This is a genomic window from Acinetobacter lwoffii (assembly GCF_024129355.1).
GTDB classification, from domain to species: domain Bacteria; phylum Pseudomonadota; class Gammaproteobacteria; order Pseudomonadales; family Moraxellaceae; genus Acinetobacter; species Acinetobacter lwoffii_I.
Genome location: NZ_JAMXXP010000028.1, coordinates 1 through 24,006 on the forward strand (window position 1 = coordinate 1; position 24,006 = coordinate 24,006).

The following is a 24,006-nucleotide window of genomic DNA, read 5'->3' on the forward strand; positions in this document are numbered from 1 at the left end:
TACGTGCCATTGAAAAAATATAGAAATCAAAAGAGCTTAAAGGAGGATTTTAAGTATTTAAAACCAATTTTTCAAATGAGGACACGCCCTAGTATGATGTTTATGTAATCTTCTTTTAAAACTAGCAATACTCATTTGAAAATATTCAGCACATTCTTCAAGATTCGGTACTTGATGAATATTACGAATAAGAAAATTATAAACTTTTTGAAGAAAACTCTGTTCTAATCCTAACTGTTGTTGTACCAAATTAGCTTGTCGATAATAAGCTTGACGCATTGCACTAGTTTGATAACTCTGTTTTTGTTGGCTCTCACAAATATCGATATGCATGGCATTGACAAGGGTGTTAAACTTAATGTCATCTCCAAGATGTTCCCAAAATTGTTCGATAAATTTTGGCTCGTCACCCACAAAACTATAAGTAATATTCAATTCCTCTTGCATGCTATTCATCAAAATAGCCCTAAGGGCGGTCATAGCACTAATTGCTAAATAATTAGCATGGATCTCCTGATTATTTAACCAAAATAGAATGATCTTTTTTTCCGAATAAAATGCAACGGGAATGCACCATGGGGTTAGGAATATATGAAATTCAACATAGCGTTGTACGGCTTCTTTTATATTCTGACTGTAGGCAATTGCATTTAAGGCAGGGTGAGTTAAAGTTTCAATATAACGTTGCCCAAACAGAAATTGAACTTCCGGATGGGTAATACTCTCATGCATATTTCGTATCATTTGTATCAGTTGTTCTAAACTTACAGCATGATTCTCTGTGATCAAACTCTCAAGAAAAACGGGCGTTCCCTTTAAAATAATATTGGGATTTACACCGTATTGCTCAGCCAAATCAATCAATAATGCAGGGGCCAGATATGTGGGTAAAATCAATTGATCGTTTTGATAGCTCATACCGAAACCTTTACATTTTTTAGCTTTCGATGCTGCTGACTTTTGATTTGTTTATATAGTTTTTGAATTTCTACAGCTGGATTTTCTTGATGTACTTGACTAATGCTATAGCTGCAATCTATTTTAAATTTATGAAAATCTTCAGATGTATAAAATATTTGTGACTGAATACATTTTTGTAATTCTCTAGCCATCATTTCGACTTGTAGTTCTGTCAAATCAATTAACATCAAAATAAACTTATCTCCTGCTAAACGACAAACTAAGTCACAAGGTCTTATGTTCATACTTATCGTCTGAGCAATCATAGATAGCACTTGATTACCTGATTCAAAACCAAATTGTCTATTGATCAAAGTTAAATTCTTTAGATTGATCATCATCAGATGTATGCTTTTTTCTGAATTATTTTGCTGACTTATTTCATATTGTAATTGTTGTTTAAAGTATTGAGCATCTGCCAAGGGGGTAATTGCATCAAATAAACGATGATCCCGAAATACATGCTCTTTAGTTTGTAGCTTTTTGGACAATACCAATTGTTCTTTGTGCCAGTTAATCATAGCTGCAGTAAGTACAACAAAGCCTATCGGTGTAGTAAAAGATTCTAATAAATCATCCCAAATCAGTGTTTTGGGTATTGATATAAATTCATCCAATACATCCATCCATAAAGCTAAAAATACACATACCAGACCCCAGTAAAAATAGCTCGTCACATATCCTCTCGGGCGACTTTTAAGAATGAGATAAATCCATAATAAAACGAGTATACAGGCCAGCCCCTCTCCAAGAATATCAATGACCTGAATTTCATTTTGAGTTTTGAAACTACCAAAAAAAATAAATGAAGCTAAGCAGATCAGAGCAACAGTGATAATCAATAAAAAGTGTCGTGGATAGTGTAGAAAGGGTTTTAACATAGCAGGGGTGTGGTTATTGTTTTGATAAAGCTAATCAGCATTCTATGACAGTTTCATTGCAAATATATTTTCTTCCACTTTTCAAATTAGCTCACTATAAATATCAAAAATCTACTTAACTCCCTTTTAATTCTATAATTCACATTCACTTAGTTCAGTCTACTTGAGCAATGAAAGATATAGTCCCATCAAATTAGCTCAAAATGATCTAAAAAGTTTATTCTCTGATTTTTAGATTTTTTTCCTGTCATCATTCAGTCATTATGCATATTTAAGGTGCTCAACAAACAGCCGTTGCGCTATTTGGGGAAATAACAAATGAGCACTCATCGCAGTAAGAAAAAAACACCTTTCACTTTTAAAGTCACTACCTTAGTTTTATGTATAACAGCTATTGGTCAAAGTATGGCTGCAGAAACAAAAACTGAATATGTTCGTGTTGTAGGTCAAGCAGCAAGTATTAATGAAGCCTTGAAAGAACAACGAAAATCAAACTCTATAGCTAGTGTAGTACATGCCGATGCTATTGCGAAGCTGCCAGATGACAACGCTGCTGAAGCACTACAACGTATTCCTGGTGTTTCTACAGAACGTGACCAAGGTGAAGGTCGTTTTGTGACTGTGCGAGGTTTAGGAGCTGATCTGAATACCGTCACTATTAACGGCACCTTAGTCCCAGCACCAGAAGCAGGACGTCGTGGAGTTGCGCTAGATGTATTGCCAGCAGAACTTGTACAGTCATTAACTGTTGTTAAAACTTTGACCCCAGATATGGATGCAAATTCACTTGGTGGAACAATTGAGGTAGAGAGTTTATCTGCTTTTGATCATGACGGTCTGTTCTATACTGCTGCGGTTGAAGGTGGTTATGATGATAAACGTGAAGAGTATAGTCCTAAAGTTTCAGGCGCGGTCAGTCAAAAGTTTAGTCTAGGTTCGGGTACTGACAATCTTGGTATTGCGGCAGCACTAAGTTGGCAAGAGCGCACTTTTGGCTCAGATAACGTTGAAACAGGTGGAGCATGGGACGATCACCTGTTAGAAGAAACTGAACTGCGTCAATATGATATTGAACGTGAGAGACTTGGTGCCGGACTAAATTTTGACTATCGTCCAAATAAGAACAGTGAATACTATTTACGGACATTGTATAGCCGCTTTAAAGACAATGAAACGCGTCAAGGTATGGGTGTTGAGTTTTCAGACCCATTGGCAATGCATACTCCAAGTGATGCAGAGGTAGTTCGCAGTTTAAAAGAACGTGAGGAAACTCAGGAAATCAAATCTTTTGTACTAGGTGGCAAAAATCGTTTTGACCAATGGACACTAGAAACACAAGTGGGCTACAGTGAAGCATCAGAAAAGAATCCTGGTGGGATTGCTGAAGCAGGGTTTGCAGGTGAGTTTGAGGATGTAGAGTACACAAGTACACGTATCCCCGTGGTTAAAGGTAATGCTAGCTTGTATGATCCGGCACAGTATGAGCTTGATGAAGTAGAATGGGAAAAAAGTACTGCCAAAGATAAAGAGAAAAATGCCAAGTTTGATCTTAGCCGAGACTATTTGATCAAAGATTATGCTTCTGTTTTTAAATTTGGTGCAAAAGTCAGTCAGCGAACTAAAACGAATAATACAGATATCTGGAAAGTAGAGGATTTACAAACTTTACCTGCACATTTTGGACAAAATGGTCACTATGAACTTGCACAGTTCGGCCCAACGTTGTCTAGTGCTCCAATCCATAATCAACTGGCTCAATTGAACCTAGAAGATTGGGTTGATGATGAAGAATCCGTAATTAATGACTATAAAAGCTCCGAAGATATTCATGCGGCATATTTCATGAATACAATTGATTTTGATCGTTTACGCGTCATTGCGGGTTTACGCTATGAAGATACTGCTTTTGAAACTCAAGGCTATCGAATCTTAGATGGGGAAACCACCAATATTTCTACCAAAAATGATTATGATCATTGGTTACCAAGTTTACATTTTAAATATCAGTTAAGTGCAGATGCCATTCTAAGAGCAGCATGGACCAATACCGTGGTACGTCCGAACTTCGAACAGTCACGACCAGGTATTTACATTGATGGCGATGAAGCTGAGTTTGGTGATCCAAATCTCAAGCCACTTGAAGCCTCAAATTTTGATTTAGGTGTAGAGAAATACTTGGGTGATGCCAGCATTATTTCCATGAATGCATTTTATAAAGATATTGAGCACTTTATTTATAACTCCAATGTAGCAGGTACAGGGGACTGGGCTAATTTTGATGAGGCACTAACTTTCAAAAACGGCTCATCTGCTAAAATTTATGGTGTAGAACTGGGTTATAGCCAAAAATGGAACAACTTTATCTTTGGCTTAAATAGTACTTTCAGCCGTGCTAAAGCAGATATTGATGGCATGGTAGATGGTGAACTAATGACCAGAACCATTAACTTTCCACACCAATCCAAAGTTGTAGGCAATGCCATGATTGGTTGGGAAAATGATCTGTTCGGCCTACGTCTTGCGGCCAACTATAAATCACGTTATCTCAATGAAGTTTCGGATGTCGATGATCCTGAGAAAGATTTATATACCGATGATCAAGTATTTCTTGATTTTAGTGGACATGTGAATTTTAACAAAAATATGCAACTGTTCTTTAATGCTCAGAATCTTACTGATGAAGTGTATTACAACTATAACAGCAACCGTAATTATAACGCTCAATATGAAGAATACGGTCCAAGCTATAAAGTTGGTCTGAAATTCACACACTTCTAAGCCTTTAGCTCACCCAAAGCCAGATTGGCTTTGGGTGCTTTTTATTTCGAGAAAATTCATGACAACACTTTTTAAATTGAGCGCTTTTTGTGCAGCATTTTTGACTTTATCTGGCTGTGTATCCACTAGTCCAACTCAGCAAAAACATATCAGCAGCTCTCTGCAATCTGAGCATATCCTTTCAGAACTAGATCAGCCCGCTCTTCAAGTTGATCAAGTTTTTAAATTACCTATTAAAGTAGAGGATGCTCATTGGGTCGAGATCATAGGTTCAGATGCTCAGGTGATTACTTCTAGTAAAATTGAAGGTTTAAGCCTGTGGAATAAAGACCGTCAACGTGTACAGCATATTCCTGGTTCTTTTAGTAAAATTGATTATCGAATAATTAATAATCAGCTCATTATTCAGACTACAGATCTCTCTAAACAGCAGCCTGTAATTTTTAATTTTAATATTAAAGCAGGCACCTGGGCAAAACCTACCTATCTCCCTGTACGTAAGTTTAAAACTGAAGATAATTGTCTATATCTTACTTCTGATCAGTCTCTTTATAGCTTCTTTATCGGTGAAGAAGGGGTTGGGGAGCAATGGATGATTCAGTCCAAAGATTCAGCGCAAATTACTCCTCGTTTTATCCGTAAAATGAGCTTGCCACCTAATAGTAGTTTTTGTGTCGTAGATGACCATAATGCCAAGCTCTATATTAATGAAGAAAACGTAGGAATTTGGTCTTATGAGGCAGACCCTGAAGCAGACCTCATCCGATATCCCGTTGATTTAAACGATCCACATGGCTCTATTCTTGGGAATATCAGTGGACTGAGTTTAATAGATAATGCACTAGCAGCAATAGATGAGTCAAAAGCGATCCTTTACCGCTACAGCATAAAAGGAACATCTTGGGAAAAGCTTCCGCCAGTCACTTTACAAAATGTGGATGAGGCAGAACGTATTCACCTAAAAGGTAATCAAGATCAAAAACAACTCCTGCTTGTAGACGGTGAAATCAAAATGTTGGATCTTGATTGGACCACTCAGAAACTGCCTTCTACGCAGACTGTATTAGCCCTACCAGCAGATGTCGAAACTGATTTGGTGCCTAACAGTGGAGATGCAGCAGATGATCCTGCAATCTGGATTAATCCAACAAACCCTAATCTATCACGTGTATTGGGCACAGATAAGCAGGGTGGGCTTGCAGTCTATGATTTGCAAGGTAAACAGTTGCAATACTTGAAAGTAGGACGTCTGAATAATGTTGATATTCGACCTAATTTCAAACTTGGGCAACAGAAAGTAGATCTAGCGATTGCTACTAATCGTGATCAAAACAGCTTGCATCTGTTTAGTATTCATCAAAAAACGGGACAAGTTAAGGATTTAGGAAAACTTCCTACAGACCTACAGGATATATACGGATTCTGTATGTATCAGAATCGACAAGGTGAAACCTTTGCCATTCCAAATGATAAAAATGGAACCTTTGTACAGTACAAAATTCAAAATAACGCTAAAGGTCTAACTGCACATGAGGTGCTCAGATTCAAAGTCACATCACAGCCAGAAGGTTGTGTGGTCGATGATGAAAATGATCGTATTTATGTAGGAGAAGAGGCTAAAGCTGTTTGGACCACAAAACTCAATGATCCTCAGCATATCAATCTGCAAAACGTTATTAGCGTTGGAGAACATGTAAAGGCAGATGTTGAAGGACTTGCAATCTATAAAGGGAAAGTACGCGATTATTTGGTTATTTCTAGTCAAGGAGATGATAGTTACGTTGTAGTCGACGCTAAAGCACCATATCAAATACGTGGAAAATTTAAAATTTCAGCCAATTTGAACTCAGAGATTGATGCTGTATCTGAAACAGATGGGCTGGAAGTGACTTCAGCAAATCTGGGTGGGGTCTGGAAGCAAGGTATGTTGGTTGTTCAAGATGGTCGTAAGCGGATGCCAGAAGGGAATCAGAACTATAAGTATGTAGCATGGGAAAAGATTGCTCAAGCCTTAGGCCTGGAATAACACTTTTCATCAGGTACAGTGCACCGTGCTGTACCTATATTCGAATTAAATTATGATTTTATTGAGGTTTTTATGTCAAATCCAACTACGGCACAGCTTTCAGTATGGGAACTGATTAGCCATGCCAGTTTACTTGTTCAAATGGTCATGCTGATATTATTGTGCGCATCGGTCATTAGTTGGTATGTCATTATTAAGCAGGGGATCAAACTGCGTCAGGAAGCATTAGCAAATAAAGTTTTCTTAGGGCATTTCCACCAACAACAATTTCCTCTTAGCATGGTAGAAGAATCTGAACAAAAAATGTGTGGTTTAGAACAAATCTACCAAGCTGGACTAGATGAGTTTAATGCCCTCAGAAATGCCACAACTTCGGTTTCATCAGTCGAGGTAACGGATCAAGTTGAGCGTCGTCTTTTAAGCAGTGTCACGGAACAGGAAGAAAAACTGGAAAAGCACTTGAGCTTTCTTGCGACAGTTGGTTCAGTCAGCCCATATATCGGTTTATTTGGAACTGTATGGGGCATCATGAATTCTTTTATTGGTCTATCACAACTTGAGCAAGCAACACTTTCTGCTGTAGCTCCTGGTATTGCAGAAGCTTTGATTGCTACAGCCATTGGTTTATTTGCAGCTATTCCTGCTGTGATTGCCTATAACCGCCTAAGCGCACGTGCAGAAAAAATTTCTAATAGCTACTACAGTTTCGGAAATGCGTTACAAACTCGAATGCTACGTTTTTTACAAGCAGGAAATTAACAACAGATGCAGAAACGTCAGAAAAAGCGTGCGCTCAACGCAGAAATGAACGTCGTTCCTTATATCGACGTGATGTTAGTGCTGCTTGTAATTTTTATGGTCACTGCACCCATGCTCACCCAGGGGATTAAAGTGAACTTACCAAATCTAGAAGCAGAAACATTGGTCACCCCTAAAGATCAGAAAGTAATCACTATTTCTATTCAGGAAGAAGGGCAATACTACTGGAATGTTGGGGAAACTGTCGATACAAAACAAGTGACAGATCGGGCAACCAACTTGGCAGAAATGAAAGAGAAGTTATCTCCATTGTTACAGAATCCTCAGGACCTGCAAGTTTTCATTCGTGCTGACAGTACTGCCAATTATGAACTTGTTGCTCAGACGATTGGTATTTTGCAACAAAGTGGTGTTGAGCAATTAGGCTTAGTGACTGAGGAGCAAGATCAGTGAACAGTATCTCACAGATCAACTCTAGCTCTGCTGTCGCTCTATCTATCACTGCGCTACTGCATGCAACTGTGATTTACAGTTTATTGAATCAGAACTTTGATAGTCCTATCAAAGAGGTAGAGCCAAAAACTGTACAGGTTAAATTTGTACAGCTTCCCAAAACTACAGTATCTTCACCTCAAGTTGAACACGCTCAACCTGAACCAAAAGTGACTCAACCCTTAGCAACCCCTGTTCAGCCCTTACCGCCTCAACAGGCTGAACCTGTCAAAACAAATCAGACATCAAAGCCACAACCTCAAAACAAACCTTCACCAAGTAACCTAGACAAAGCAGTTGTTAAAAAAACATCAACTAATGATTCAGCTTCTATAATATCTTCCACTGCTGAAGAGCCTAAAAATATTACCCCTACACCCATCCAGTCTGATGTCTCAACAAACACCGCTACACCTGTAAATAAGCCTGCAGCGACTGAAAAGGTTAAAACGCCTCCAACCTTTGATGAGAAAAACTATAAACCGATTTCAAAGCTTAAACCTGATTATCCAATGCGTGCTTTGGAAAATGAACTTGAAGGGAACTGTACTATCGAATATAGCGTGAATACCCAAGGGCACGTTATTAACCCTAAGGCCTTATCTGACTGTGATCCTGTGTTCATTCGCCCTTCACTCAATGCGGCTCGTCAGTTCAAATACCAGCCACATATTGTTAATGGTCAGGCTGTTGAAGTACCTAAAATTAGAAATACCTTTGAATATCGAATTGAATAAAGGCCACTAAATATGCTCACCTCCTTGCATTACCTGTCCTCGTTTAAACTTCTAGGAGTTTCATTCTGCACCAGTATGCTTATAGGTTGCCAAGGCATTCCTGATACACAGGTTTCTAGTCGTCAAATGTCTGTGAAAGCTCCTAAACAAGTAGTGTTCTTTATTGGTGATGGAATGGGCATCACGACATTGACTGCAGCAAGAATTTATAAGGTCGGTGAATCAGGAAGTTTAAGCATTGATCAATTGCCAGAAACAGCATTTGTCCGAACATTTTCAGAAAATGCTCAAGTCACTGATAGTGCCCCCTCTATGGGAGCCTATATGACCGGCGTAAAAATGAAAAATGAAGTCATTTCAATGCAAACAGGAACTAATGCCGTTGAACTAAAAAATGGACAGCAGCAATGTGATACAGATCCAGTAAACCGTAACAAAGCTTTTAGTGAAACCTTGCTTGAAAAGGCAATTTCCGCCCAATACGCAACAGGAATTGTGACCACAACTCGAGTGACGCATGCAACCCCTGCATCGACTTATGCTCATATCTGTCACCGTGATGCAGAAAATGAAATCGCTGCACAATTGGTACCGAGTAAGATAAAAGCAGATCGATATAGCAATTACAACACGCGTTTAAAAAATGGAATTGATGTCATTCTTGGGGGAGGGAAACGCCACTTCCTGCCAACAGAGTCTGGAGGGAAACGCCAAGATGGTCGTAATCTCTTAAAAGAACTTAAAAAACAGGGCTATCAAGTTGTTGAAAATCGTAGTCAACTGAACAGTTTAGATCCTGCAGATCAGCGCAAAATCATAGGCCTCTTCAATGATTCCCACTTAAATTACGATCTAGACCGTCAGAACAAACAGATAAATGAACCTAGCCTGAAGGAAATGACCTTAATAGCTTTACAGAAGCTTTCATCTAATACCAAGGGTTTTTTTCTGATGGTTGAAGGAGGGAGGATTGACCATGCATTGCATGATACCAATGCAAAACGAGCACTTCAGGATGTGATCGCGCTAGATGACACACTACAGGCAACCATTGATTTTCTGAAAATTAAAGATCCTCTGCTCGAAAATAGTTTAATTATCATCACTGCCGACCATGATCACACGCTCATGTTGAATGGCTATGTAGAGCGTACTGGCCCTTATCTGCCAGGACAGCAAACTAGTGTACTCGGACTTGTAAAAAACCAAAATGGATTAACACGAGACATTAATGGTAATCCCTATCCAGTCATTAGTTTTGGCAATGGGAAAAAGCGTCCAACTCTAAATCGAAATGATGATTCGGTAACTCAATTACGTGATGATGATGAATGTCGTCCTGTGATGAATACCTCATCCTATACATTTAGTTATACACCCTCCTATCAGGGATGGTGTACAGGTGCAGCTGCAGATGATTTTCAGCAGGAGGCCGTTATCCAAACTGGTTTTAAGGATTCTGAGACCCATGGTGGCACAGATGTTTTTCTAGGGGCAATAGGTCAAGGTTCAGATCAATTTTCAGGTAGTTTGGAAAATATTGATGTCTTTTATCGACTTAATCAGATTATGGGATTTGAGAAATGAAATCTAAATTCAGTATGTTGTTGATTTCATTATGTGGCTGTACATCTGTAATGGCTGATCCACCATCTAATACTCCTGCAAAAAATATTATCTTTTTTCTTGGCGATGGGATGGGACCTACGACAGTAACCGCAAGTCGGATTTACGCAGTTGGTGAGGCTGGTAAGCTTACAATAGATCGCCTAAAACATAGTGCTCGCATTAAAACTTATTCTGAAGATGCACAAACTACAGATAGTGCTCCATCTATGGGTGCCTATATGACGGGCTTAAAAAACAAAAATGATGTGATTTCCATGCCTACAGGCACTCTCGCAAAAGAACCCAAAGATTTAAAACTTGCGAATGGTCAGAGTATTCATAACGCCATTAATTTATGCCAACCTCGAATACCTGAACAAACAGTTCCATCTCTTTTAGAGTTAGCAATACAACGAGGTAAAGCGGTTGGTGTGGTGACCACTGCAGAGTTAACCCATGCAACGCCTGCGGCAACCTATGCTCATATTTGTCATCGTGATGCAAAGTTTGATATTGCAGTACAGGCAGTACCAAATGGATTGGGGTATAACCCAAAACTTAAAGAGGGGATTCATGTACTCATGGGGGGTGGTCGTAACCATTGGACACCTTACCATGCTATCAACAATCCACAGGGCCGTGCTGATCAACGACATTTAATTCAGGAAATGCAAACTCAAAAGTATCAATATGTAGAAACAGCATCCGCCCTTCAGCACGCTAATCCGAATCAAAAAGTTCTGGGGCTATTCTCAGCGACGTCTCATCTGCATTATGACCTAGATCGAATCAATAAAAATATTGTGGAACAACCTAGTTTGTCAGAAATGACTTTAAAATCTATTCAAATGCTTGAAGCACAGTCTAAGGGACGTGGATGGTTTTTAATGGTGGAATCGGGACGTATTGATCATGCTTTACATGCCAATAATGCCAAACGCGCATTACATGAAACTAAAGCTTTTGATGATGCCATTCATGCAGCTATACAGCAGGTAGATCTTAGCAATACCTTAATCGTGGTCACTGCAGATCATGATCATGTCATGACTTTTAATGGTTACAATGCGCTAACAGGAAAGACTACGCCAAATCAACCAGGTATTTTAGGTTTAAATTATCACTATCAAATAACAACACAACCAGATGCTTTAGCTAAAAAAATGGCAGATGGCAAACTACATGCTCCCTCACTTGATGTAAATGGTAATACCAACACCGTCTTAGTTTTTGGTAATGGTAAGAGGCAGAGAGAAAATATTCAGCAAAGTGTAACTGAATCTCAGGTATTTGATGATAATTACCAACAAGCTGTTGGGGTACAACTCGACCGTTCTGAAACACATGGTGGTGGAGATGTAATGTTATTTGCTGAAGGGAAAAATGCTCATTTATTCAAAGGCACTCAAGATAATATCTGGGTCTTTCAACAAATAATCAAGGCGGTAGGGTTTACTGACCATGAATAATAAATGCCAGTTCGTATTCGGTTTAGTATTGATTATTCTATGCATTCCCAAACCTTTCGCGCGCGCTGCTGAACATTTTCAAATTGATTATGAACACCTACAGCAAGGTCATGACGGCATTACACGAATTGAACGATATTCAAATCTGATGATTCGTGATCAGGGCAACATTCTTATCAAACGTTTAAACAGATTGCCTAGTGACTCTTATATTGATATAGGCAAGCATCAACATTTTGATATTTCAAATATGTCTATCTGGATAGCTAGGGAGCCTGAAACCAAGCGCTTGACCATTCAATTAGTTGACTTTGATGAAAATCAACGTATCCATCTTAATGAGATTAATCAGGAAATTTTGGGCTTTAGTAATTGTTGGGAGTGTTACTCATCTCTTTTACCTCACTCTACGACACCGAAGAACAACATAAAAAATGGGCACATTCATTTGGACTATAATAGCCAACGCGATATTGTTAAAAACTATAAAGCTACCCATCATAAAGGCTATAACTCGTTTCAAGTAAAGCCTTTACCAACTCAAGAAATGGATTGGGATAAATTGTATAAACTTAATTTAAAACAGTATGATGACTTTAGTGATTGATCTGTTCAGAAAGTATATATATTTCTATATGTTCAAAAAAATCTGCAGAATTTTTTTTGGATAGATGTTCGGGTAACTTGGGGAAAACCTATACCTTTAATTTTTTTAATAAGCTGATTTCACTGGTAAGCGTCCGCTGAATCCCATGCCTATTTTTTAATTTTGGTCGGATTTCCAACGGTGTGGTAGTAATTCTTCTATTTGGGTCACTTTATGTGTCGGCAGCCTTTTCAGTACATCACTTAAATAGGCATACGGATCCAGCCCATTCAGTTTTGCTTACTGGATTAAAGTCATGATATTTGCCGCTCGCTGACCACTGCGCAGCGAACCTGCAAATAACCAGTTCTTACGCCCCAAAGCCCAAGGCCGCATTTGATTCTCGACCCAATTATTGCAAATAGGTAGATTGCCATCATCTAGATAACGGCTTAAGGCTTCCCAACGTTTTAGGCTGTAATTAATAGCTTTAGCAGTTGCAGAGCTTGAGGGTACTGCAAGTTGATGTTGTGTCAGCCATTCATAGAGTTGCTGCATAACAGCTTGACTATACTGTTGCCGGTACTTATAGCGTTGTTCTGCTGTACCGTCGGTATTTTTTCTTATTTCAGCCTCTATCGCATACAGCTTCTGAATCAAGAACAAAGCCTGTTCTGCAATCTGACTTTTCCCGGTCACATGCAACTCATGAAATTTACGTCAAAGCTGGGGTGAATGTTTTGATATATGGTAACTTTTTAACTATTTTCTTAAACTTTCTCATCCTCGCTTGGGTGGTTTTTTTGTTGGTTAAAGTTATGAATCGTTTACGGAAACAAGAAGGTGCAGTAGAGGAAACAGTAACAACGCCAGCTGATATTGAACTGCTTCGTGAAATTCGTGATGAATTGAAAAAACGTTCATCAATCTAATTATTAAGTAAAAAACGACCCACAAAGGGTCGTTTTTTGATTTCTACTGTTCTATTAAGTGGCTTTGTTGCACAAACCTACCTCTAAGGGCTTATTCAGCAATGTAATTCTCAAATGAATAAGCCCACACCTAAAATTTATCGTACAACCAATTGATCATCCTACAATCGCGCTTTGATCAATCGTGGTAAATTAACAATTTGGTTTGATCCGGAAACGCAATGGTATGCGCAGCCACAAGGTAAACATGGTCGCAATCAAACTTATTCTGATGCCGCTATCCAATGCTGTCTGATGATTAAATCTCTATTCCGTCTGTCTTTACGTATGGTCAATGGCTTTGTTCAAAGTCTCATTCATCTTTGTAGATTAGATTGGACAGCCCCAGATTATTCCACTATTTGTAGAAGACAAAAGCATATTGATATTGCAATTAACTATCAAAAAAGCAGTAATGGTCTCCACCTACTCGTCGATTCTACTGGCTTAAAGTTTTTAGGTGAAGGCGAATGGAAACGTAAAAAACATCAGCCTGAATATCGTCGCCAATGGCGTAAATTGCATATTGATATCAATGCTGAAACCCTTCAAATACGCGCTATACAGCTTACAACCAACAATGTGAGTGATTCACAGGTGCTTGGTGATTTACTTGATCAGATTCCACAAGAAGAACAGATAGACTCCGTCTATACTGATGGGGCTTATGACACCAAGCAATGCCGTCAGGTAATCGCAGACCGACAAGCGCATGCGTGATTCCACCAAGAAAAAATGCGAAACCTTGGAAAGATACAAAGATTAGCTCGCTAGAGCGAAATGAATTACTTCGAACCGTTAAATGTTTAGGCAGGGCTCTATGGAAAAAATGGTAAGGATGGAAGAAATGGTCAGGCTATCACCGTCGCAGTTTGGTTGAAACTAAGATGCACTGCATTAAATTATTAGGAGATAAACTCAGTGCAAGGAGTTTTGATAGCCAAGTGAATGAGATTCATGCACGTGTAGCAGTCCTCAACAGATTTACGGAATTAGGTCGACCTCACACCCAAGTTGTCACTTAAATTTGAATGGCTTAAGGGAAATTCAGCTTTTGAATGTTTATGCAACAAAGCCTTGGTGTAGTAACTTTCTAAATGGCTCTAACCATCTTTTTTCCAATCGGTTTTCTTATCTGTAATTCGGGTTAATTAAAAGTTGAGATTGGCGTGTCGTTTACAAAAAAACTGTAAAATATATTCAAAAAACTTATAACTAATATCTGATTATAATTTTTTTGTTGTAACATATAGATATTGTAATTAATCAAACTATATTTTATGTCTATGCAAATGAAAAAAGGGTTTTATCTAGTTTTTCTAACTTCTTTCGTGGGTGGAGCATCAAGCGCAGTTAATGCCAACAGTAATCCATTATTAGAAGCACAAATGAAAGTGTTTCAGGTTGAAGAAAATAAAAAACCGTCTAAAGAGTTAAAAGCAACCGATCAAGTTAAGCCAAATAGCACTTTGGAATATCGAGTTAACTATATAAATACGTCAGCGAATTCTCTGAAAAATTTGAAATTGAATTTACCTCTTCCTGAGTATGTAACTTATACAGGGCTAAGCATGCCCAAAGATACATATGCCTCTTTAGATGGAAAAACATTTGCCAAAGCACCGCTAACGCGTATGGAAAATGGCAAAAAAGTGAATGTTCCGCTGCGTGAATACCGTGTATTGCAATGGAGTGTAAGCGAGTTGAAACCGAAGCAAAAAATTACGGTTTCTGCTCAAGTTAAAGTGAACGCTTCAGAATAATTTTTTGGTCTTAATCAGACTTTATCGTTGGACTTTTTTATGAAAAATATTTTTAAGTTAAGCACAGTCGCTGCCGCTTTAGCAGTTGCTGGCGGGGTGTCATTCAGTAGTCAGACTATGGCTGCAGTTCCATTGGCGGGTACAAATATTAGTAACGTTGCAACAGCAACGTATACAGATAATACCGGCACAGAACGTGTAGTGACTTCGAATGAAGTGAAAACATTAGTGGCGCAAATTGGCAGCTTTACTTTAGAAGCTGACCGCAGTGCACAAACCACCCCAAATGGTCAGGTCACGTTCTCACATATCTTAACAAACACGGGTAATGGTACTGATAAATTCAGTATTGGACTTAAAGATATTGATGACTCTAATACGACATTTGATTTCAGCAGTGGCGGCAAGTATGCGATTTATATTGACCGCAATAAAGACGGTATGGCGGACAGCAACGTTGCATTAACTGGCACTGATCTGATTGAGCTGGCAGCTGGCGAGTCTGTAGGCTTAGTGGTGGTTGCAACTACACCAAGTACGGCAATGCAAGGTCAGCTGGATAAATTAGAAATTACTGCAACAGCGCAAACTGCGTCACTTTATACCGTGGCTGTGAAATCAAATACTGATACTACAAGAATTACTACAGGTGCTGTACTGCAAATTACCAAAGCGGCTAATGTTAGCGTGACGCAAGTTGGCAAGGAAATTGAATATACATTAACTTTTAAAAATACTGGTAATACTACGGCCACAAATGTTGCAATTTTTGACGTATTGCCGAAAACAGTTGAATATCTTAAAGATTCAGCGCGTCTTAATGGCGGTACAACACCGCTAACTGACGATAAGGCAGATGCAGACAAGTTTGAATATGATTCAACTAAACATGCATTTTTATATAACATTGCAAGCGTAGCACCGAATACTTCAGGCAAACTAACCTTTAAGGTGAAAGTGCTTGATACGACCAATGCGGGCGATATTAAAAACACCGCGTATGTTGACCCTGACGGTAAACCTCAAAATCCATTAGATCCGGACGGCCCGAAAGCTCCTGTAGATATGACGGATGTTCCTACTACTCCGAATACGCCGCCAACACCGACCGATCCAAATAACCCGACAACAGTACCATCGAACCCATCAATTGTAGTTGTTGAAGGTACTTATGACGGTTCAATTAACGATTCTAAATTAGATAGCTTTAAGGATGGTGGCTCAATAACTGTATCAGGTGCAGTTGGTGATGACAAAATCACAATTGCTGGTCAGCAAGGCGTACCGGTTGTATTTGGTAAATCTAGCACCGAAGGTGATATGGTTGTTGTGCATAACCGCGGCAATTCAACGGATACTTATAATTTAACTGTAGACAAAACAGTGATTAGCGGATTTGGCAAACTACCAGATGGCGCTATTGTTGAAATTTTAAAAGCAGATGGCAATACACCTGCAACCGATACCAATGGTGACGGTATTGTCGATACAGGTCCGATTGCGGCTGGGGATAAATTACAATTTGTTGTTCGCGTGACTTTGCCAAATGGGGAAAAAGTATTAGAACCTGGTGTGGGTATTACTATGGTTAGCACTTCGGTTAAAAATGCGCAAAAGGACACCTTAAAACTAATAATTTCTGAACTGACAGAGAATAAAGTTGACTTGGTCAATAAGCCGACAACAGGTGGCGAAAAAGGTACAGGTGCGGGCACTTCTACTCCAGTAGATAATGCAACAACACCGCCAGCAACACCGACAACCTTCGATATCACCATCAAAAATGAAGGCAATATTTCGGACAACTATATCATTACTGTGCCTGATGTACCTGCGGGCTGGACGGTAGAAATTTTTGAAAAAGATAGTTCTGGCAACTGTACAACAGCAAAAGTGGCGAACTCTGGCAATATTAAACCAAGTGAGTCAAAAAGTTTCTGTTTAGTGGTTACGCCACCAGCAGATACACTTGCTGGTACAAAGGAAGATATTAAAGTTGAAATTAAGTCGCCAGCTACGGGAACCAGCGATAACATTACCTTTAATGTAGGTGTGGAAGAACAGCGCCAGCTGACCTTTACTCCAGACCGTCAAGGTCAGGTCGCACCAGGCGGCACAATTGTATACAGCCATACCTTAACCAACATCGGCAACGTATTGGAAGGTGCAGGACCTTATCCGCTAAACATTGACTGGACTTCGACACTTTCGGGTGTAAATACTTCTGTTTATGTTGATATTGATGGTGATGGAAAGCAATCAGCTAACGAGTTGATTACAGGTGCGACGGAAGCTGATCGTACAGCATCATTAGCTGCTATATTGGCAACCATCAATACTACGAATACGGCAGCTGGTTTATCTCCAAAAGAATCAGTCTCTATTCTTGTCAAAGTTGAAGCGCCTGCAACAGCTTCAGCCGGCGAATCGGATACGACAGTTGTAACGTTTAAACCTGCAGCATCTGTGAAGAATCCTGCATTTAATGATGAAACAATCTATCCAAACTATAAGGCTGCTCCAACACCTTCTAATGTAAGTATTACAGACCGTACGGTGATCAACTTAGGCCAAGTGCGTTTAGTGAAAACACAAGCACTTTCTGCGAAATGTGAGAGTGTTCCAACAGCGTATGCTGAAACTAAACTAGATGCAAAACCAGGTGATTGTGTTTACTACAAAATCGTAGCAAGCAATGACGGTAATGCTGATGCAGAAAATGTGGTGATTACGGATATGGTGCCAAGCTATACCGCTTATCTCACTGGCTCAGCTGATCCTGCTGCTGCAGCACCGGCTACTGGTACGAAAGAGTTGAAGTACGCTGTTGGTACATTAACACCAGCAGCTACAGCTGAATTAAAATTTGCGGTCCAAGTTGATTCTCAATAATCCTTTATTTTTGTGCTGCCTCTTTTTAGGAAGAGGCATTTAAATTATTTTTTTTGTTGGGTTGGGGTTATGTCAAATAAAAAAGTGATGAACATAAAGATAGATGCACTTTCAGCATCTGCTTTTGCATCTGCTTTGCTTTTTGCTCAACAGGGTCATGCTGCAATGCCGACAGCAGGTCAAATCATTCAGAATATTGCTTACGCAAGCTATGAGGTGAGTGATTTGCAGGGCGGACAAGTGCTGCGGACTACCCAATCCAATGCCGTTAATGTTGAAGTTGCAAAATTTTATGGTTTAGAGCTATTTCCTGACCAAATGAAACAAGTTGAAGCCGGTTCGAAAGTAATTTGGCTGAACCAAGTAACGAATACAAGTAATACTGATGCATGGTTTGATTTTAAAACTGCATCTATTAATCATTTATCTAATATAAAAATTTATGTAGACGCCAATCAAGATGGCGTGTTTGATATTTCTGATACTTTAATCACTGACGGGTTGCAGCTGGCGCCTAATCAGACTGTTTACCTGTGGGTTGCGGCTGATACGTCTTTGCTAGCTCCAGATCAGGCAAAGTTAGAGCTACCGCTTAGCGCGCAAATCCGTGAAGAGCCTATACAGAAGAAAACAGTAAAAGACCCTGTACAAGTTTTTACGCCGAAACTAAGAATAGAAAAAGCGGTTGATCAAACCTTAATTACTGCAAATAACCGAGAACATCGTTTAAATTATACCCTGACAGTGACGAACTCTGCTTCACTGCAGGTTACACCTGCGGAAATTACCGTAGATGGTCAAAAAGAGTCATGGGTCATTGTTGAAGACCCGTTGCCGCCGAATACTATTTTTGAAGATATTCAGACTGCAGATAATGACCCAGACGCAGTGGCTTTATACCGCACTGCGGAAGGCCAGTATTTGACTCAATTTCCTAATGATAAAACAAAAATAGGTCATGCTGTCATGGCCTATAAAAAGCCTTTTGCTGCAGGGAAAAAAAGCACGATTCAGCTTGCAGTAAAAACATCAGCTTCAGTCAGCTATACCACTTTGGTGAATGAAGCTTATGTTTTACACCGTACTGGACAAACGGATAAAAAGACCCTGTCGGATAAGGTTAAAACAGATATTGTCGGTAAACCGACTATTGACAGCACCACGGGTGACTATGCATCCAGCATTTACACAGGCAAAGTCAATGAGCCGATTTATTTAAAAACCAATGCTGCAATTTGTAATGCAAACCGTTTTGGCAAAGAACAAGTTCGTATTCAGATCCAGTCAAAATTGACTGGTGATATTGTTGTGGTTTCTGCTGTTGAAAGTGATGAAAATTCTGGACTGTTCTATTTTGAGTTGGAAACAGAAGAAAATACAGTTAAAAACTTAGCTGATCTCAAGCTGCAAACCTTGAAGCGTGATGAAGTCAACATTAGTTTAGTTGAATGCTTAGATGAACAAGGTCAGGTTACGACACCAATCAATGAGGTGTCGACTCAGGTTCTAATTGATCCATACGGTATTGTTTTTGATTCAAAAACACAAAAACCTGTGGCTGGCGCTACAGTAACCTTAGTCGATGAATACGACCAGCCGATTGGTGCAAATGTTGCGTTTACTATAGACCGTAATACGGGTGCGCTCATTTCTATGCCTGCAAAGCAGGTAACTTCAGCAACAGGTGAGTTTGTTTATCCGCTGGTAGTTCCAGGAAATTACAAACTTTTGGTAGATACCTCAACGATTCCAGACAAAGGCTACAGTTTTGTCAGTGATCAGTTGGTATACCCGATCACATCATTTAATGGGCTGGCAGTGCATTCTGACTACTCTTATGGCGGCATGTTTACTTTTGCATCCAATAGCCCTGTACCCAATATCGATATACCAATTGACCCGATGCTGAGCGAATCTGGTCTTATGGTGAAAAAAACTGCACGTGATACGGTAGTCGAATTGGGTGATTTTACTAATTATAGTATTTCAGTTACGAATAATGGCGACGTGCTGGCGCGTGATATTAAACTGCAAGATACTTTACCGCGCGGTTTTAGCTATGTGCCAAGCACAATGCGGGTTAACGGCAAACCTGCACCAGATCCAGAAGGCGGAAAAGGGCCATATTTGACTCTAGGCTTAGGCGATCTTGCTGTGAATGCTACAGCGAAAATTGAATACCGTGTTTTGGTTGGGCCAAATGCGCTGAATGGAGACGGTATTAACCGTGCTCGTGTAGTCGACCGTTCAGGTCTAAGCTCAAATGAAGCGCAGGCAAAAGTGAAAGTGCGGCCTGGAGTATTCAGTTCAGATGCCTTTGTGGTGGGTAAGGTTTATACCGACTGTAACCGCAATGGTATGCAGGATAAAGGTGAATTAGGTGTACCAGGTGTACGTCTATACATGGAAGATGGTAGCTATATCATCACAGACCGAGAAGGCAAATATGACTTCTACGGTATTTCACCGAAAACGCATGTCCTCAAATTAGACCGCACGACACTGCCGGCAGGCGTAGAGTTAATTACGCAATCGAACCGTAATGCCGGTGATCCATCGAGCCGCTTTGTTGATGTTAAGCGCGGCGAGTTGCACCGTGCAGATTTTGCGATGGCAGATCAGGCGGGTACTTGTTCTACGCCATTGAATGAGGCCGTGAAACAGCGTCAAGATAAAATTAATTCAAGTAATTTGAATCTTGAAAAAGCGATTAATAAACAGCTGTCGATTGATGTGCCGTCTTATTTAGACAGCAGTACGCGTAATGAAAATACACAAGGCTGCTTAGCCAATGACAATGATCAGAATTGTCTGCTGAATAAAGATGCTGTTCAGGGCAGCAAACAGACACAGCTGGTCATTGATCCAGTCAAACCTCCTATTTTAGTGAACTTGGAGGATTATTTAAAACGCAGTGACAACAATCAATTAGAAATATTAAATTTAAAAGAAGGGCAAGTGCTGCCTTTTGCTCAGACTTCGGTACAAATTCAAGGTGCTGCGGGCACTCAGCTTAAAATCTTGGTGAATGGTGCTGAGGTGCAAGAAAAGCAGCGCGGTAAACTAGCAATCTTGGAAGATCAGCGCAAGCAGGGCGTAGAATATGTTGGTGTTGAACTGCAGACTGGAAAAAATACTCTACAAGTACAGCAGCTAGATTTGTTTGGCACCGTACGTGAAAGCCAGAGTATCACTGTGATAGTGCCGGGTGGAGTTCATCAGCTAAAAATAAATCAGCCGAATCAGCTAGTGATGGCGAATGGCCGTGATGTACTACAAATAGCAGTGCAGCTGCAAGATAAACAAGGTGTCAAGGTTGCAACACGTACTCAGCTGACACTGGAAAGTGACTTAGGCTTGATTGACTTGCAGGATATGAATCCGAATGAGCCAGGTATTCAGACCTTTATTGACGGTGGTGAAATGATTGTGCCAATCATTTCACCAAGCATCCCGGGACGCGGCAAGCTGCGTGTCAGCAGCGGTTTGCTGGAGCAGGAAATTGATATTCAATTCCAAGCTGATTTGCGTCCGCTCATTGCCGTTGGTTTAGTTGAAGGTTCAATTAACTTCAATAATTTTGATAGTGACAAGCTGCATAGCGTAAATCAAAATGATGGCTTTGAAGATGAATTAAATGAGATTGCTGATTGGGGTGATACATCTTTAACTGGCCGTACAGCAATGTTTATTAAAGGGAAGGTTAAAGGCGATTATCTGCTGACGCTTGCTTATGATTCGAATAAGAGTTCGAAACAGCGTTTATTTCGTGATATTCAGCCAGATGAATATTATCCAGTTTATGGCGATGCTGCCGCCAAAGGTTTTGAAGCGCAATCAACGAGCAAGCTGTATGTTCGTTTAGACAAAGGTCGTTCATATGCTATGTACGGTGACTATGTAACGCGTACAGAGAAAGACGAAGGCTTGGCATTAGGTCAATATAACCGTTCATTAACGGGTGTAAAACTGGGTCATGATGGAGATAAGCTTCAGGCAGCAGCGTTTGGCGCGCAAACTAAATCACGGCAAGTGATCACTGAAAACCGTGCGATGGGTATTACTGGCCCGTATAGCCTAGGTTCTATTTCAAATGATTTGATTTTAGAAAATAGTGAAAAAGTTGAAGTAATCACTCGTGACCGCAATAATCCGGGATTAATTATTGCTAAACAAACTTTAACGCGGTTTTCAGATTATGAAATTGATACGTATAGCAACAGCATCTATCTAAAGCAGGCAGTCGCAAGTGTCGATAAAGATTTGAACCCAAATTATATCCGCATCACTGTTGAAGCAGAAGAGATTGGTGAGGAATATGAAGTTGGCGGTTTAAGTTTCAGTTATGCAGTAAAAAGCCATTTAAAAATAGGTGGCTCTTTTGTACAAAGTAATGATCCATTGCAGGAAGAGCAAATTGCCAGTGTGAATACTGTGCTAAAAGTGGGTCAATACGGTAAATTAATTGCTGAAATCGCGCAGTCTAAAAATACCGATGGTAACGCTGACCAAATCACGCAAATCAACAGCAGCAGTTCAGATCAGCAAAAAGGCACTGCAGGCCGTATTGAGTTTGAATATGCGCCAAGCTTTGCCAATGTCCGCGCTTATCATCAGCAGGCCGAAGATGGTTTTCAAAATGATGCTGCCACTATTAACGCGGGACGTAAAGAAAGCGGCATTAAAGCATCTGCTCCAATTACCAACATCGGTTTGGCGCGTGTAGAGGCTATCCGTACAGAAGATCAGGGCAATAGCGGTGTGCGTACAGGCATATCTGCAAGTTTAGAGCGTAATTTCTTTAAGGTGCTGGCGATTGAATTGGGCCTGCGCCATTACGATGAAACGGTTAATGCGGCGACTTTAGCGACTGAAAGTTTAGGTCCATATAACGGCACAACAGGCCGAATTAAATTTACTGGCAATTTGCCGTGGAAAGGCGCAACTGCATTTGCAGAATATGAGCAGGATTTATCTGACTCAGAGAAACAGGTTTTGGCATTAGGCGGCACAGTAAAGGTGCTTCCAAATACAGAATTGTATGCACGTCACGAAGTAATTTCTGCGATTGATGGCCTGTATTCTATGAATACAACGGAGGAAACGAATAGTACGGTATTTGGTATTTCCAGCAATTATATGAAAGATGGTTCAGCGTTCAGTGAATACCGTGTTGGCGACGGCATGAGCAACCGTGAAGCTGAAGCAGCATTGGGCCTACGCAATCGCTGGCAAATTAAGCCGCGTGTCTATGTCAGCAGCAGCTTTGAACGTATTCAGTCATTGTCTAAAAATGAAGACAATACCAGCAATGATGCAACAGCGCTAAGCCTTGGTCTTGAATATTTAGCGAATGATATCTGGAAAGCGACCACACGTTTAGAAGGCCGCCGGGCAGACACTTCAGATACGATTATTAATACAATCGGTTATGCATATAAATTATCGGACGATGCAACAGTACTAACTAAAAACACCCTAAATTTTGTGGATAACAAAGATGTAGAACAGGGGGATCATTTACGTAACCGTTTCCAATTGGGCTATGCATGGCGTGATTTTGACCAAAACCAGTTGGATATTTTATCGAAGTTTGAATATTACTACGAAGACAATGCCACAGATTTGGAAGCAGCATTTAAGCGTGAATCTTATGTCACTTCTATACATGCCAACTACCATCCGCAACGTCAACTGACTTTATCAGGACAGTATGCTGCTAAATGGTCTGAGCTGAATGAATATGGTATTAACAGTGATGCTTTAACACAATTGATCAGCGGTCGTATGATTTATGATTTGAATGAACGCTGGGATATGAGTCTGCAATCAGGTGCATTATGGGCGAATCGAGGCGGCGGAACACGTTATTTAGTAGGTGCGGAATTGGGTTATTTGTTGGCGGCCAATCTTTGGGTATCGGCAGGCTATAACTTCTTGGGCTATCAAGACGATGAACTTGCGAATACAAGCTCTACAGGTGAAGGCGCGTATTTAAGATTTAGATTCAAGTTTGATGAGGATTTATTTGGCCGCAAAACTGCGAAGACCAATTTATCTTTAGAGCCAGAGCAAGGACGATAA

13 protein-coding genes and 3 pseudogenes are annotated in these 24,006 nt (G+C 40.0%); 13 read left to right on the top strand and 3 right to left on the bottom strand.

Going from position 1 to position 24,006, the window contains the following annotated elements:
* Positions 1-57 precede the first annotated feature (57 nt).
* On the bottom strand, positions 58-918 hold the full coding sequence (locus NI468_RS12180) for an AraC family transcriptional regulator (RefSeq protein WP_253102127.1): 861 nt from the start codon (positions 916-918) through the stop codon (positions 58-60).
* Entirely contained in the window at positions 915-1,802 is an 888-nt protein-coding gene (locus NI468_RS12185) for a GGDEF domain-containing protein (RefSeq protein WP_228127475.1), read from the bottom strand. The genes NI468_RS12180 and NI468_RS12185 overlap by 4 nt, the downstream gene beginning before the upstream one ends.
* Positions 1,803-2,246: 444 nt before the next feature.
* On the opposite strand from NI468_RS12185, the gene NI468_RS12190 reads away from it, so the two are divergent.
* The 8 genes from NI468_RS12190 (at position 2,247) to NI468_RS12225 (ending at position 12,317) form a co-directional block, all read left to right on the top strand.
* Positions 2,247-4,619, top strand: coding sequence for a TonB-dependent receptor (locus NI468_RS12190; protein WP_253102129.1), 2,373 nt, complete (start codon positions 2,247-2,249; stop codon positions 4,617-4,619).
* 58 nt (positions 4,620-4,677) lie between these two features.
* Positions 4,678-6,645 (top strand): phytase, encoded by a 1,968-nt coding sequence (locus tag NI468_RS12195; protein WP_253102131.1) that lies wholly within the window; start codon positions 4,678-4,680, stop codon positions 6,643-6,645.
* Positions 6,646-6,717: 72 nt separating this feature from the next.
* Positions 6,718-7,404, top strand: coding sequence for a protein TolQ (gene tolQ / locus NI468_RS12200; protein ID WP_004646183.1), 687 nt, complete (start codon positions 6,718-6,720; stop codon positions 7,402-7,404).
* Positions 7,405-7,410: 6 nt separating this feature from the next.
* Entirely contained in the window at positions 7,411-7,857 is a 447-nt protein-coding gene (tolR, locus tag NI468_RS12205; RefSeq protein ID WP_005104756.1) for a protein TolR, read from the top strand.
* Positions 7,854-8,633 carry an energy transducer TonB gene (locus tag NI468_RS12210; protein WP_004646185.1) on the top strand — a complete coding sequence of 260 codons (780 nt, stop codon included), beginning with the start codon at positions 7,854-7,856 and terminating at the stop codon, positions 8,631-8,633. The genes tolR and NI468_RS12210 overlap by 4 nt, the downstream gene beginning before the upstream one ends.
* 12 nt (positions 8,634-8,645) lie before the next feature.
* Positions 8,646-10,220: an alkaline phosphatase gene (locus tag NI468_RS12215; RefSeq protein ID WP_420909033.1), complete on the top strand. Its 1,575-nt coding sequence runs from the start codon at positions 8,646-8,648 to the stop codon at positions 10,218-10,220.
* Positions 10,217-11,710 carry an alkaline phosphatase gene (locus NI468_RS12220; RefSeq protein WP_253102133.1) on the top strand — a complete coding sequence of 498 codons (1,494 nt, stop codon included), beginning with the start codon at positions 10,217-10,219 and terminating at the stop codon, positions 11,708-11,710. The genes NI468_RS12215 and NI468_RS12220 overlap by 4 nt, the downstream gene beginning before the upstream one ends.
* The gene (locus NI468_RS12225; RefSeq protein WP_004646188.1) at positions 11,703-12,317 is read left to right on the top strand and encodes a hypothetical protein; all 615 of its coding nucleotides are present in this window, start codon (positions 11,703-11,705) and stop codon (positions 12,315-12,317) included. The genes NI468_RS12220 and NI468_RS12225 overlap by 8 nt, the downstream gene beginning before the upstream one ends.
* Before the next feature lie 156 nt (positions 12,318-12,473).
* Here the strand turns inward: NI468_RS12225 and NI468_RS12230 are convergent.
* Positions 12,474-13,016, bottom strand: a pseudogene (locus NI468_RS12230) (IS66 family transposase); the annotation flags it as partial.
* Positions 13,017-13,018: 2 nt separating this feature from the next.
* On the opposite strand from NI468_RS12230, the pseudogene NI468_RS12235 reads away from it, so the two are divergent.
* The 5 genes and pseudogenes from NI468_RS12235 to NI468_RS12255 all read left to right on the top strand — a co-directional run.
* A pseudogene (locus tag NI468_RS12235) lies at positions 13,019-13,228 on the top strand (MscL family protein); the annotation flags it as partial.
* 174 nt (positions 13,229-13,402) lie between these two features.
* Positions 13,403-14,292: pseudogene (locus tag NI468_RS12240) on the top strand (IS5 family transposase).
* 255 nt (positions 14,293-14,547) lie between these two features.
* Positions 14,548-15,030: a hypothetical protein gene (locus NI468_RS12245; RefSeq protein WP_253102135.1), complete on the top strand. Its 483-nt coding sequence runs from the start codon at positions 14,548-14,550 to the stop codon at positions 15,028-15,030.
* Positions 15,031-15,069: 39 nt separating this feature from the next.
* Positions 15,070-17,922, top strand: a complete 2,853-nt coding sequence (locus tag NI468_RS12250) for a DUF7619 domain-containing protein (protein WP_253102137.1) — start codon at positions 15,070-15,072, stop codon at positions 17,920-17,922.
* Between the two features lie 69 nt (positions 17,923-17,991).
* Entirely contained in the window at positions 17,992-24,006 is a 6,015-nt protein-coding gene (locus NI468_RS12255) for an SdrD B-like domain-containing protein (protein WP_253102139.1), read from the top strand.

Coding starts and splice junctions, on each gene's coding strand:
- NI468_RS12180 (WP_253102127.1), bottom strand. CDS start 918: ATGAGCTATCAAAACGATCAATTGATTTTACCCACATATCTGGCCCCT.
- NI468_RS12190 (WP_253102129.1), top strand. CDS start 2,247: ATGGCTGCAGAAACAAAAACTGAATATGTTCGTGTTGTAGGTCAAGCA.
- NI468_RS12195 (WP_253102131.1), top strand. CDS start 4,678: ATGACAACACTTTTTAAATTGAGCGCTTTTTGTGCAGCATTTTTGACT.
- tolQ (WP_004646183.1), top strand. CDS start 6,718: ATGTCAAATCCAACTACGGCACAGCTTTCAGTATGGGAACTGATTAGC.
- tolR (WP_005104756.1), top strand. CDS start 7,411: ATGCAGAAACGTCAGAAAAAGCGTGCGCTCAACGCAGAAATGAACGTC.
- NI468_RS12215 (WP_420909033.1), top strand. CDS start 8,646: ATGCTCACCTCCTTGCATTACCTGTCCTCGTTTAAACTTCTAGGAGTT.
- NI468_RS12220 (WP_253102133.1), top strand. CDS start 10,217: ATGAAATCTAAATTCAGTATGTTGTTGATTTCATTATGTGGCTGTACA.
- NI468_RS12225 (WP_004646188.1), top strand. CDS start 11,703: ATGAATAATAAATGCCAGTTCGTATTCGGTTTAGTATTGATTATTCTA.
- NI468_RS12245 (WP_253102135.1), top strand. CDS start 14,548: ATGTCTATGCAAATGAAAAAAGGGTTTTATCTAGTTTTTCTAACTTCT.
- NI468_RS12250 (WP_253102137.1), top strand. CDS start 15,070: ATGAAAAATATTTTTAAGTTAAGCACAGTCGCTGCCGCTTTAGCAGTT.
- NI468_RS12255 (WP_253102139.1), top strand. CDS start 17,992: ATGTCAAATAAAAAAGTGATGAACATAAAGATAGATGCACTTTCAGCA.